The sequence below is a fragment of the Arthrobacter sp. ZGTC412 genome (assembly GCF_002929215.1).
Classification (GTDB): Bacteria; Actinomycetota; Actinomycetes; order Actinomycetales; family Micrococcaceae; genus Arthrobacter.
In genome coordinates this window covers 85,767-98,565 of record NZ_PJII01000011.1, presented here as the reverse complement: position 1 = coordinate 98,565, position 12,799 = coordinate 85,767, and the positions used below count along the sequence as shown (strand labels likewise).

General features: G+C 64.6%; 11 protein-coding genes. 3 read left to right on the top strand and 8 right to left on the bottom strand.

All coding sequences use genetic code 11. The annotated features are described in order from the left end of the window. Nucleotides 1-14 precede the first annotated feature (14 nt). The 3 genes from CXQ88_RS13655 to CXQ88_RS13645 all read right to left on the bottom strand — a co-directional run bounded on the left by CXQ88_RS13655 (nucleotide 15) and on the right by CXQ88_RS13645 (nucleotide 3,280). Nucleotides 15-1,064, bottom strand: a complete 1,050-nt coding sequence (locus CXQ88_RS13655; protein ID WP_373637769.1) for an ABC transporter permease — start codon at nucleotides 1,062-1,064, stop codon at nucleotides 15-17. Between the two features lie 58 nt (nucleotides 1,065-1,122). Then, complete coding sequence (locus tag CXQ88_RS13650) at nucleotides 1,123-2,118, bottom strand: substrate-binding domain-containing protein (RefSeq protein ID WP_104044692.1); 996 nt, start codon at nucleotides 2,116-2,118, stop codon at nucleotides 1,123-1,125. Nucleotides 2,119-2,260: 142 nt separating this feature from the next. Next, complete coding sequence (locus tag CXQ88_RS13645; RefSeq protein WP_104044691.1) at nucleotides 2,261-3,280, bottom strand: LacI family DNA-binding transcriptional regulator; 1,020 nt, start codon at nucleotides 3,278-3,280, stop codon at nucleotides 2,261-2,263. Nucleotides 3,281-3,434: 154 nt separating this feature from the next. Here CXQ88_RS13645 and CXQ88_RS13640 point away from each other — a divergent pair, with 154 nt between their 5' ends. The 3 genes from CXQ88_RS13640 to CXQ88_RS13630 all read left to right on the top strand — a co-directional run bounded on the left by CXQ88_RS13640 (nucleotide 3,435) and on the right by CXQ88_RS13630 (nucleotide 6,745). Further along, entirely contained in the window at nucleotides 3,435-4,613 is a 1,179-nt protein-coding gene (locus tag CXQ88_RS13640; protein ID WP_104044690.1) for a Gfo/Idh/MocA family protein, read from the top strand. Next, complete coding sequence (locus CXQ88_RS13635) at nucleotides 4,610-5,629, top strand: sugar phosphate isomerase/epimerase family protein (protein WP_104044689.1); 1,020 nt, start codon at nucleotides 4,610-4,612, stop codon at nucleotides 5,627-5,629. The genes CXQ88_RS13640 and CXQ88_RS13635 overlap by 4 nt, the downstream gene beginning before the upstream one ends. Before the next feature lie 93 nt (nucleotides 5,630-5,722). Next, entirely contained in the window at nucleotides 5,723-6,745 is a 1,023-nt protein-coding gene (locus CXQ88_RS13630) for a Gfo/Idh/MocA family oxidoreductase (protein WP_104044688.1), read from the top strand. A gap of 80 nt (nucleotides 6,746-6,825) precedes the next feature. Here CXQ88_RS13630 and CXQ88_RS13625 read toward each other — a convergent pair whose 3' ends face one another. The 5 genes from CXQ88_RS13625 to CXQ88_RS13605 all read right to left on the bottom strand — a co-directional run bounded on the left by CXQ88_RS13625 (nucleotide 6,826) and on the right by CXQ88_RS13605 (nucleotide 12,773). Next, a complete protein-coding gene (locus CXQ88_RS13625) occupies nucleotides 6,826-8,289 on the bottom strand; it encodes a sugar porter family MFS transporter (protein ID WP_104044739.1) in 1,464 nt (487 codons plus the stop codon). A gap of 11 nt (nucleotides 8,290-8,300) precedes the next feature. Continuing rightward, on the bottom strand, nucleotides 8,301-9,173 hold the full coding sequence (locus CXQ88_RS13620; RefSeq protein WP_104044687.1) for a sugar phosphate isomerase/epimerase family protein: 873 nt from the start codon (nucleotides 9,171-9,173) through the stop codon (nucleotides 8,301-8,303). 33 nt (nucleotides 9,174-9,206) lie between these two features. After that, nucleotides 9,207-10,220, bottom strand: a complete 1,014-nt coding sequence (locus CXQ88_RS13615; protein WP_104044686.1) for a Gfo/Idh/MocA family protein — start codon at nucleotides 10,218-10,220, stop codon at nucleotides 9,207-9,209. A gap of 35 nt (nucleotides 10,221-10,255) precedes the next feature. Beyond that, the gene (locus tag CXQ88_RS13610) at nucleotides 10,256-11,167 is read right to left on the bottom strand and encodes a sugar phosphate isomerase/epimerase family protein (RefSeq protein ID WP_104044685.1); all 912 of its coding nucleotides are present in this window, start codon (nucleotides 11,165-11,167) and stop codon (nucleotides 10,256-10,258) included. 94 nt (nucleotides 11,168-11,261) lie between these two features. Continuing rightward, complete coding sequence (locus tag CXQ88_RS13605) at nucleotides 11,262-12,773, bottom strand: CoA-acylating methylmalonate-semialdehyde dehydrogenase (protein ID WP_104044684.1); 1,512 nt, start codon at nucleotides 12,771-12,773, stop codon at nucleotides 11,262-11,264. Nucleotides 12,774-12,799 lie beyond the last annotated feature (26 nt).

The window sequence follows — 12,799 nt, the reverse complement described above, 5'->3', positions numbered from 1 at the left end:
GTTCCCTGGCCCCTTTACTTGAGTTCCGCGCGGCGTTTGACGATGAGGTTGACGATGGTTGCCAGCAGCAGCATCAGGCCAAGGAAGAACTTGAACCAGTCCGGGTTCCACTGCGCGTAGACGATGCCCTTGTTGGCCATGCCGAAGATGAACGCACCGATCGCGCCGCCCACGGCCGAGCCGTACCCGCCGGTCAGCAGGCACCCGCCGATCACCGCGGCAATGATGTAGAGGAACTCGTTACCGACGCCCTCACCGGACTGCACGGTGTCGAAGGCGAAGAGGTTGTGCATGCCCAGCACCCAGCCGCAGAACCCTACACCCATAAACAGGCCGATCTTGGTGGCTTTGACCGGGACACCCACGGCGCGGGCGGCGTTCTCGTCCCCGCCGACGGCGAAGATCCAGTTCCCCACCCGGGTCCGCATGAGCACCCAGGTGGCCACTGCGACGAGCGCGATCCAGATGAACACGGTGTTCTTGACTTCGATGCCGGCGATGTTCACCGAGGACGCGAACACCGCACGGGCGGAGTCGAAGCCGTCCATGTTGGAGATCGAGGGTGAGGACACGGACCCGCCGATCAGCCGGGTCAGGCCCAGGTTCAGGCCGGTCAGCATCAGGAACGTCGCGAGGGTGACGATGAAGCTGGGCAGTTTGGTCTTCATCAGGATCCAGCCGTTGATGAAGCCGATGCCCACCGAGACAACCAGGGCAAGGCCGACACCGACCCAGACGTTCGTGCTGAAGTACCAGCTGAACATCGAAGCGGTCAGGGCCGAGGAGATCACGGCAACACCGGTGGACAGGTCGAATTCCCCGCCGATCATCAGCAGGGACACCCCCACCGCCATGATCCCGATTGTGGAACTGCCATAGAGAATGGTCGCCAGAGCATTGGGCTGGGTAAACGTTGAGGATACCAACGCGAAGAAGATGAAGAGTACGATCGCACCTACCAGGGCGCCGACCTCGGGCCGGCCCAACAGCTTTTGGAACGCACTGCGCCTGGCCACACGCTCGTCGGACACCGCCGACTTTGTGGTCGTTTTTGTTTGGGTCATAGTCATGATAATTCTCCTTGCTGCCGGGCCGGCCTTCACCGGCCCGGCCAGCGGGCTGTTAGCGGATACCCTGTTCGGCGAACTTCAGTACATCAGCGGCGTTGGACTGGTCGACGATTGCCGGCCCGGTCAGGACCGACTGTCCGCCGCCGAGCCTGAATCCACCCCGCTTGTTCTGCCACAGCGCATCCACTGCACCGTAGCCCTGCAGCCACGGCTGCTGGTCCACCGTGAACAACACACTGCCGTCGGATACTTTTTGGGCAAGTTCCTTGTTCAGGTCAAAGCTGGCAACCTTGGCAGAACTACCGGCGGTGGCCACTGACTTTAGGAGCGTCAGAGTAATGGGCGCACCCAGGCCGATGATGACATCAGCGTCCTTGGATGCCTGAAGCTTCGCGGTGGCCGTCGATTCGACCGACGTCATGTCCGCTCCGTTTACGTACAGGATTTCCGTGCCCGGTACCTTGGCCTTAACGCCGGCACACCGCGCCTCGAGGCCCACGTGCCCCTGCGCCTGAATGACGCACACCGGGTGCTTGTAGCCACCCTCTGCCAGCCGTGAACCCACCGCCTGGCCCGCGAGCTGCTCGTTGGAGCCGAAGTGGGTGAACGCTCCCAGCTGCGCAGAGGCTGCTTCGCCAGCGTTGAAGCTGACAATCGGAATGCCTGCATCGGCGGCCTTCTTCAACGCCTCCTTCAAGGCGTCCGGCGTGGCCAGGGTTACCGCAATGCCGTCCACCTTCTGGTCGATGGCCTGCTCGATCAGCTGCGCCTGCCGGCCGGCCTCAGGATCGGAGGTGTAGAGCAGTTCAACGTTGTCCTTCGCGGCCGCCTCCTCGGCTCCCTTTCGAACCGTGTCCCAGAAGGTGTCACCCGCAGGGGCGTGGGCGATCAACGCAATCTTCATGCGCTCGGTTGTGGCGACCTGGCCGCCGCCACCGCCGTTCGCAGCTTCGGGCGCCCTCCCGCCGGTGCTCGAGCACGCGCTCAAAGCCATCATCGGTACTACTGCCGCCACCAGAGCAGCCTTGCGCCAAGAAAAATTAGCCACCTAAATCTCCTTTGATCTCTCAGTCCCCGGGCTGCCACTCTGCAGCCGCCGGAGCACTGTCTACCTCGATCATGGTGATCCAACTCACGAATGTCAATAGTTTGTCCTGACATTAGGATGTTTTGACGTAGAGCGACCCTTGTTACCCCTGGGATCGTGGCGGGGCGGTGGTGCTCCGGACCACCAAGGCGGGCTCGATCAGTTTGCGCTGCGGGCCAGCCGACGCGTCCCGGATACGGGCCAGCAGCGCGTGGGCAACATCCACCCCCACCAGGTCGCTTCGGTTGTCCACGGACGTCAGCTCGAGGTAGCGCGACTTCGCCAAGGTGGAGTTGTCGTATCCGATCACGGAAATGTCCGCTGGAACCGCAAGACCGCGCGCCTTGACGGCACCGAAGGCACCCAGTGCCATCGTGTCGTTGGCAGCGAAGATGGCTGTGGTGCCCGGATGGTGGTCCAGCAGCCAGGAGGCCGAGGCGTACCCGTCCTCCTCGGACGTCCCACCAGCCTCCCCCACGATGAGCGGTTCGGAGCCGGACCCCCGCAGCCGGTCGCGGAAGCCTGCCAGCCGATGGGCGGCAGCGCCGCCTGAGCCGGTGAGGTGGCCGATCCGCATGTGCCCAAGCCCCAGGAGGTGGTCCGCGGCCATGGCGCCGCCGCCGTCGTCGTCGTTCGTGATGAGGTCAGCGCCCGACGGCACGCCGTCGCGCCATCCGGCCACCACGGTGGGCACCCCCATGCCGGCCAGCATGGACGCGCTGGGTTCCGCCGCGATCACCAGCCCGTCAACGTGCATGGCAAGCAGTCCGTCCACGGCCTCCTTGATACGGTTCTCGCCGGGCCGGGAATCGGCCAGCATCACATGGTAGCCATGGTCGGTAAGCGCCGACTCCATCCCCCGGAGCAGGTCGACAAACCAGAGGTTCCGGTAGTCGTCAATGACCAGGCCGATGCTCTTAGTCCGGCTGCTGGCGAGCGTCGTGGCGGCCCGGCTGGGTCGGTAACCAAGCTCCTGAATGGCCGCCTGGACCGCTTCACGGCGCTTGTCGCTTACCCGCACCGGATTCTGCAGCACCAGGGAAACCAGGGACGGCGAAACACCAGCCTGCTTGGCTACGTCATAGATCGTGGGGCGTCGCGTCTCGGGGCGGTGCGCATTCATTGGAAGTGCCTTTCGTGTCCGGATTAGAGGATATCCGCCGGATGATTGACAGGACATACATACATGGCTACGCTCGGACCCAGCGTTCAAATTGTAGCGCTCCAAAATGCCGCTGAGGGTACCCGCCGCGGCTGAAGTTTCAAAGGAGAAATCAATGGCTGAAAGCCTAGGCGTCGCCGTCATCGGTGCAGGCATGGCCGGCAAGGCCCACGCTGCCGCGTACCGCACGGCATCCGCCCTCTACAGCCCCGTGCTTCCGCCTGTACGCCTGGTCTCAATTGGCGACGTTAACGCCGAGTTCGGCTCGTTGGCCGCCCGCCGCTTTGGGTATGAGCGCAACGACACGTCCTGGCAGGCAATTGCCGAAGCCGACGACATCGACGTCGTCAGCGTCGTCATCGCCAACTCCCTCCACCGCGAAGTGGTGGAAGGCCTGCTCGCCGCCGGCAAGCACGTGCTCTGCGAAAAACCGCTGAGCGACTCCCTTGCGGACGCCCGCGCCATGGCGAAGGCAGCCCGGAACGCCGGCAGCATCGCCCGGATCGGCTTCACCTTCCGCCGCACCCCCGGCATCGCGTACATCCGTGACCTCATCCGCAACGGCGTCCTCGGCAATGTGCTGCACTTCAGCGGCCGCTACTGGACCGATTACGGCTTCAGCCCCGCCGCACCCATGAGCTGGCGCTACAAGGGCGGCCCCGGCTCCGGTGCCCTCGCCGACGTCGGAAGCCACCTGACGTACATCTCCGAGTTCCTGTGCGGGGACATCAAATCCGTTTCCGGCGGGCAGCTGAGCACAGTCATCGGGAAGCGCCCGCTGCCACTCGCCGCCGTGATGGGCCACGACCACGTTGCCGTCAGCGACACCTTCGAAGCCGTCGAGAACGACGACTACGCAGCGTTCAACGCAGAGTTTGAAAACGGCGCCGGCAGCTTCGAAGTCTCCCGCGTCGCCGCCGGGCACGCCAACAGCCTGCAGTTCGAGGTGTTCTGCGAAAACGGTGCGGCCAAGTTCGACCAGCGCCGACCTGCCGAGATCCAGCTGTTCCTCAACGACGGCTCAGGCAATGAGAACGGCTACCGCCAGGTCATCCTCGGCCCGGGCCATCCCTACATCGCCGGCGGCCTTGCCATGGACGCGCCCGAGGTCGGCTTCGGCCAGAACGATGCCTTCGGCTACCAGGCCCGGGCATTCCTCGAGGAAGTTGCCGGCATTAGTGAAGCGGACTCACTGCCCCGCTGCGCCACCTTCGACGAAGGTGTCCGCAATATGGAGCTGCTCGGCGCAGTCGCCGAATCCGCGCTCAACAACGGAAAGAAGATCTCGCTATGAAACTAGGCGTCTACAACGCGATCCTGCACGACCGGCCGCTTCCCGAGGCACTGAAGGTCATTGCGGACCTTGGCCTCACCGGAATCGAAATCAACACCGGCGGCTTCCTCCCTGCCGTCCACGTCCCCACTTTCGATGACATCCTGGAAAGCGACGCCGCCCGGGACGACTACCTCGCGGTCTTCGAAGGCACCGGCGTCTCGATCGCCGGGCTGAACTGCAACGGCAACCCGCTGCACCCCAACCGCGCGATCGGCGAGAAGCACGCCGAGGACATCCGCCGCTCCATCCGCCTGGCACACCGGCTCGGCCAGAACCGCGTGGTCACCATGTCCGGCCTGCCCGGGGGCGAGCCCGGCGCCACCACCGTTAACTGGGTGGTCAACGCCTGGAACTCTGCGGCACTGGACGTACTGGACTACCAGTGGGGCGTAGCCGCGAAGTTCTGGAAGGAAACCGACCGCCTCGCGGCCGACCATGACGTCAAAGTTGCCCTGGAGCTGCACCCACAGAACATTGTGTTCAACACCGCCGATGTCTACAAGCTCATCGACCTCACTGGTGCCACCCACGTCGGCGTCGAACTCGATGCCTCCCACCTGTTCTGGCAGCAGATGGACCCGGTGGCCGTGGTCCGTGAACTCGGTCCCCTGGTGTTCCAGGCCGCCGCGAAGGACGTCCGGGTCAACACGGAAAACGCCGCACTGTACGGGGTCCTGGACAACAGCTTCCGCAGGCTCTCCCCCGAGGAAAACCGTACCAACCTCGGCGGCGACGAATGGGCGAACGAGTGGCCCAAGAACTCGGCCTGGGACTTCGTGGCCCTGGGCCGCGGGCACGACACTGCTTTCTGGACAGAATTCCTGCGCGCGCTGCACGAGGTGGACCCGGACATGCTGGTCAACATCGAACACGAGGACACCTCCCTGGGCCGCATCGAGGGCCTCGAAGTGGCAGCCACGGTCCTGCGGGACGCCGACGCAGCGCTCTCCGCGGCGATGAACCTGACGACCTGACAGTCGAACAACCACCATGGAAGCAGCAAGGGGGCGACGCCTCCTTGCTGCTTCCTGTCGTACGGGGCTTTCCCACAGATAAGGAACTTAAGCATGCGCATTGGCACTGTCGGATACGGAGTTGGCGGCAGGTACTTCCATGCTCCGTTCATTGAAGCCGCTGACGGCGTGGAACTCGTGGGCGTTGTGGCCCGTTCCGACGCGAAACGAACCCAGGTCGCCGCGGATTTCCCCGGACTGCCCATCTTTTGGAGCCTCGCTGAGCTCCTGGAAGCCGGCGTGGATGCGGTGACCATCACCACGCCACCGCACACCCGCCAGGAACTCGTCCTGGAAGCCATCAAGGCCGGCGTGCACGTGGTGGCGGACAAGCCCTTCGCCCCAAATGCGGGGGCGGCGCGGGAACTGGCCGTGGCCGCGGACAACGCTGGCGTTGTCCTGAACGTCTACCACAACCGTCGCCGCGACGCCGATATCCTGACGCTGGCGAACGTCCTTGCAAGCGGTGAACTTGGTGAGCTCTGGCGGGTCCATTCCACCATGGACCAGGACAACGCGGGCAGCCTCGAGCTTGGCGCCAGCGGTGGACTGCTTCGGGACCTCGGCAGCCACCTGGTTGACCAGATGCTGTGGCTGCTGGGACCGGCCACCCACGTGCACGCAACCCTGGACTGGACGGACCGGTTTGGCGAGCGGACGGACTGCGGCTTTTTCCTGACCCTGTCGCATAAATCGGGTGCCGTCTCCACCGTGTCCGCCAGCAAACTGAACCATTCGAGCACCCGGGAGTTGCGGGCGTACGGCAGCAGGGGCAGTTACGTGGCCTCCGGTGCTGACGTCCAGGCGGACGCCTTGTTTGCCGGGCGCAGGCCCGCCGAGGATGCTGCCACGTGGGGAGTCGATGTGGCTGAAAACTGGGGCACCTTGTCCCTTCGGGATCGCCGCGAAGCCGTTCCCTCCGCGCAGGGCAACTACGCGGATTTTTACACCGAGTTTGCCCGGGCAGTCCGCGGCGAAGGGCCGGAGCCCGTACCCGCAGCGGAGGGCATCCGGACGCTGGAGGTCCTGGATGCGGCCCGCCGCAGTGCGCAGGAGAACGCCGTCATCGCCCTCTAGGACCCTTCGCCGCCCGCGGGAGACAGAAACGCCCGACGCCGGCCGGCGTCGGGCGTTTTTTGCTGCCCCTTTTCGGCGCCCTAGGCAAGCACGCCTAAGCGCTGCTTGAACAGGTGCTCCAGCTCCTCCAGGGATTTGTCCTTGGTTTCCGGAACCACGCGCTTGACCCAGGCAATGGCGCACAGCTGCAGGGCCACGAAAATGAGGAACGTCCCGGACACGCCGATCCACGAAACCATCTGCGGGAAGGAGAAACCGATGAGGAAGTTGATCATCCAGAGCACAAAAACGCAGATGCCCATGGCGATGCCGCGGACGTGCATGGGGAAGATCTCGGACATGGTCAGCCACGTCACGGTGCCGATGCACCCCTGCATGGAAGCCAGGAACGTCACCATAAACAGCAGCACCAGATATCCGCGCAGGGTGCTCTCCGGCAGCGCCATGGAGATGACCGCGATGGCCGTCAGGGACGTCGCCGTGCCGCACAGTCCCACGATCAGCATGGGTTTGCGGGGCACCCGCGTCATCAGGTACATGCCGATGACCACAGCCACCACGGACGTCACGCCGTTCAGGACGTTGGCGATCAGGGCCCCCTGATCGCCAAAACCGGACGAGGACAGGATGGACGTCCCGTAGTACATGATGGCGTTGACGCCGCTGATCTGGTTGATGATGGCCATGCCCAGGCCCACAACGAAGATCCTCCGGATCCACGGAACGGTGAGGTCCTTGAACGTGCCCATCTTTGCCTGGTAATCCTCGCGGGCCGCCTGCCGCACCTCGTCGAACTCCGATGAGACGTCGCCGGCGGCGCGGGTGGAGCGGAGCACCTCAAGGACGGCCCCGAAGCGGCCCGCCGACGCCAGCCAGCGCGGGCTCTCCGGCAGGACCAGCATGCCGAACCACAGGATGACGGCTGGGAGCGTGGCGATCACCAGCATCCAGCGCCAGACGTGTGTTTCTTCGGGGAAGAGGTTGCCCAGTACGGCGTTGAAGGTGAAGGCCAGGAACTGGCCTGTGACGATCATCAGTTCGTTTTGCGTGACGATGCGGCCGCGTTGGGCCGCCGGCGACATTTCGGCGAGGTACACCGGCACAATCACGGACGCGCCGCCCACGGCCAGGCCCAGCAGGGTCCGGGCAGCTATGAGCAGTTCAGTGCTTGGCGAAAGGGTGCACGCGATGGTGGCCACCACGAAGATCAGCGCCAGCCCCATGATGGTCCTGCGCCTGCCGAAACGGTCCGAGAGCCGGCCCGCGCTGATGGCACCGAAGGCTGCACCGAACAGGAGCGTGGAGGTGACGAGCCCTTCAGTCAGGGGCGTCAGCCCAAGGTCCCGCTGCATAAACGGCAGGGCGCCGTTGATCACGCCGGTGTCGTAGCCAAACAGCAAGCCGCCGAAGGTGGAGAAAAGCGCCACCTTCCGCATGAACTTCTTCGGGTTGGCCGGTTTGGACGGTCCGGTGGCCCCGCCAGCGTCAGGGACAACGGCCTGGACATCGGCGGATTTCGTCAGGGTTCCCTTGCTTTCTTCCATCCCAGCCGCCACTAGTTGGCCTTTTCGACGTACTCGCGCATCGTCTCCAGCTGATAGCGGGACACGTCGTCGGCGCTCTCGTCCTCGGCGAAGACGCTGGACACCATCACGGTGTTGTCCTTGTCCAGGAAGCCGATTTCCTTGAGTCCGCCGAAGAACTCATCCCAGTTGACGTCGCCGTCGCCTATTTTCAGGTGCTGGTGCACGCGGACGGCGTTGCCGGGCGGGTTGGTGATGTAGCGCAGGCCGTGGGAGGCGTGGTGGTCCATCGTGTCCGAGACGTGGACCAGCCGGAGCTTGTCTCCGGCTGCCCGCATGATGTCCAGGGGCTTGTTGCCCATGTGGAAGGAATGCGAGGCCACGTAGACCATGCCGATGTTGGGCGAGTTGACGCCGCGGATCACACGGATGGCGGCGAGTCCGTCTTCGACAAAGTCATCCGGGTGCGGGTCGATCAGGACATCCAGCCCCTCGCGCTCGATGATCGGGAGCAGCTCCTCCATGGAGCGGTAGAAGGCACGTTCGGATTCTTCGGCCTTTTCGGGGCGGCCGCTGAATTCGGTGTTCATGGTGCTGACGCCCAGGTCCACCGTGATCTGGATGGCGCGCTTCCAGTAACGGACGGCTGCTTCGCGGGCGTCCTCGTCCGGTCCGGACCAGCGCAGGACTGGCAGTACCGAGGCGATTTCGACGCCGGCGTCCTTGCAGGCCTTGTTCATCTGTGCCACGAGCTCGTCGTCGGCCTTGGGGTGGTTGTAGAAGGGGATCATGTCCGCGTGCGGCGTCAGTTGCAGGTATTTGTAACCCAGGTCAGCTGCCACGCGCGGGAATTCCAGCAGGCTGTGGCTGTGGTGGTACGGGGTGGGGTCAAGGGCAATTTTCACGTGGGCACTCCGTTGTGGGTCAGTTGAGGGCGTTTAGTTGTACAGGTCAGGCTTGGTGTTGAGCCGGACCTTGACCTTTTCGCCGGACTTCTGTGCCTCGACGCCGGCCTCGCAGCAGGCTGCGGTGGCGTACCCGTCCCAAGCGGTGGGACCCCCGATTTCGCCGCGGCGGGCGGCGTCCACCCATGACTGGATTTCGACGTCATACGCGGCCCCGAACCGCTCTTCGAAGCCGGGAGTGACCTTGCCGCCCCAGCGGCCTGCGGTGCGGACGTACGGTCCGCCGTCGCCGCCGATGTTGACGATGCCGTCCTCGAAGGAGGCCTGGGTGGCCACTTCGTAGCCGAACTTGGCGTTGACATAGATTTCGACGTCGGCGAGGACGCCTGATTCGGTCTCCAGGAGGACATGCTGCGGATCATGCTGTCCCGAAGGTGCGTTTTTGGTGGCCTTGCCGAGACGGACCTGGACGCTGGTGATTTCCTCGCCGGTGAAGTAGCGGATGGCGTCGAACTCGTGGACTACCGAGTCGTTGATCAACATCTCGTTGGTGAAGCCGGCCGGGGTAGTGGGGTTGCGATGCTGGTGGTGGAGCATCAGCAGCTCTCCGAGTTCGCCGTCGCGGATCACGGAGCCGAGAGCGGCGTATTCCGCGTCGAATCGGCGCATGAAGCCTACCTGGATGCGTTTGTGGCCAAGCGCGGTTTCGGCCTGGACAATCTTCCACGCGCTCTCGGCGTCCGGGGTGAGCGGCTTTTCACAGAGGATAGGGATGTCCTTCGCCAGGGCCTTGTAGAGGATGTCCTCGTGCAGGAAGCCTGGCGTGGCGATGAGGACGGCGTTGACGTCGCCGTTGTTGAGGGCTTCCTCGGCGTCGGCCAGGGCAACGGCGCCGGCGATGCCTTCAATGGCGGCCTGCGCGCGGGCCAGGTCAACGTCGACGACGGCGGCAACGTCAGCGCCGTGAATGCGGCTGTTGAGGCGCTGGATGTGGTCGGCGCCCATGCGGCCGGCGCCGATGACGGCGACGCGAAGGGTTTCAGTCATGGTTCATTCCTTATGTTTGGTGTGCCTGGGCGGCGTCAGTTGACGGCTGTGCGGGAACCGCAGGAGAGCAGGAAGTTGCGGGTGCGCTTGGCAATCGGCATGGGAACGTCGAACGCTACCGGGTACATATCCTGCTCCACAATTCCGAAGATGGGGCGGTTCAGTGCCTCTACGGCTTCGATCACGGCGCGCAGGTCCGGGAGCCCGTTCGGCGGCTCGGTCATGACTCCGGCCAGGTTGGCCGCGGCCCAGGTCATGTTTTCCTCGTTGACCTTCTTCAGGATCTCCGGGTTGATCTGCTTCAGGTGCAGGTAGCCGATGCGGTCCGGGTAGTTCTTGATCAGCTCGAGGCTGGAGGCGCCGCAGTATTCGGCGTGCCCGGTGTCCAGGCACAGGTTCAGATACGTGGGGTCCGTGGCAGCCAGGAGTGTTTCGATGTCCTTCTGCGCTCCGACGTGCGAATCGGCGTGGGAGTGGAACTGCTGCTTCAGGCCAAAGTCCTCCAGGAGGGTCTTGCCCAGGCGGTTGTGGCCAGCGAACAGGTCGTCCCAGGCCTTCTCCGTCAGCTGGCCGCTTTCGACGGCTTCGCCAGTGACGTCATCCCGCCACATGGCAGGGATGACCACAATGTGCTCGCCGCTCATGGCCGCGGTGAGCTCGGCAACCTTGCGGGCAGGCTCCCAGGCGGTCTCCCACTGGTCCAGTCCGCGGTGGAACGCGGTGAACACGGTTCCCGCGGTGACTTGCAGGTCACGGGCCTTGAGCTCCTCGGCCAGCCGGGTGGGGTAATTCGGCAGGTAGCCGTAGGGGCCCAGTTCGATCCACTTGTAGCCGGATTCGGCCACTTCGTCGAGGAAGCGCTCCCACGGGGTCTGCTGGGGGTCATCCGCGAACCAGACGCCCCAGGAGTCAGGGGCGGTGCCGATGATCAGCTTGTTCTCAGTCATTGCCATTCCTTCTCATCGATTGCTCCGCAAGGGCCCTTTTGGACGCTCAAAACGGCCGTTACGGAGCAGTCGATGGTGGTAAGTGGGGCGGGGGTCAGTTGGAGGGAAAGTTGTAGGAGGCACCCGAGGCGTGGGTGGGTTCGGGCCAGCGGGAGGTGATGACTTTGCCGCGGGTGTAGAAGGAGACGCCTTCGGGGCCGTAGATGTGCTTGTCGCCGAAGAGGGAGGCTTTCCAGCCGCCGAAGGAGTGGTAGGCCACCGGCACCGGGAGGGGTACGTTGATGCCGATCATGCCTACGGTCACGGAGCGCTGGAACTTCCGGGCGTGGGCGCCGGAGGAGGTGAAGATGGCGGTGCCGTTCCCGTACGGGTTGGCGTTGATCAGGGCGATGCCGTCTTCAAGGCTGTCGACGCGGACGACGACGAGGACGGGTCCGAAGATTTCCTCGGTGTACGCGGTCATTCCGGTCTTGACGTGGTCGATCACGGTAGGGCCCACCCAGAAGCCGTCCTCATGGCCCGGGACCACGAGGTCGCGGCCGTCCACCACCATGGCCGCGCCGGCCGTTTCGGCTTCGGTGACGATCCTGACGATGCGTTCCTTGGACGCCGGGGTGATGACCGGGCCCATTTCGGCGTCGGGTGCGGTGCCGTTGTTGACCTTCACGGCCAGGGCACGCTCTTCGACTTTTTTGACGATCAGGTCCGCGGCGTCCCCGACGGCGACGGCGACGGAGATCGCCATGCAGCGTTCCCCGGCGGAGCCGAACGCGGCAGCTGCCAAGTGGTCCGCGGCGTTGTCCAGGTCCGCATCGGGCATCACGATGGCATGGTTCTTCGCCCCGCCCAGGGCCTGGACCCGTTTGCCGTGCCTGGTCGCGGTCTCGTGGACGTACTGCGCGATCGGGGTTGACCCGACGAAGGAGATGCCGTCCACATCCGGGTGGGTCAGCAGCCCGTCAACGGTCTCCTTGTCCCCGTGCAGGACCTGGAACACGCCGTCCGGCAGGCCCGCCTGCTTCCACAGCTTCGCCAGCAGCATCGAGGCCGACGGGTCCCGTTCGGAGGGCTTGAGGATAAACGCGTTGCCGGTAGCGATCGCCATCGGCGCCATCCACAAAGGCACCATCACCGGGAAGTTGAACGGGGTAATCCCGGCAACCACACCAAGGGGTTCGCGGAAGGAGAAGACGTCGATGCCGGTAGAGACCTGGTCCGAGTAGTCACCCTTGACCAGGGACGGGATCCCGCAGGCGAACTCAATAACTTCCAGGCCGCGGCCGATCTCGCCCTTCGCATCGGAGAGGACTTTGCCGTGCTCGGCGGTGATCAGGGCGGCTAGGTCGTCCACGTGGGCGGCCACGAGCTCGCGGAACTTGAACAGCACCGCGGTGCGCTTGGCCAGCGAGACATCACCCCAGGTATCGGCGGCCTTGCGGGCCGCCGCGACGGTCGCGTCCAGGTCCGCCCGGTTAGCCAGGCGAAGTTCCGCGCTGACCTGGCCGGTGGCCGGGTTGTAGACCGGCTGGGTGCGGTCGCCCGCACCGGCGGTCTCGGCACCGTTGATGAAATGGTTGATGGTGGTGGTCTCGGTTGTGACAGTCATGGGACTCTTCCTTGAGTAGTCGAGGG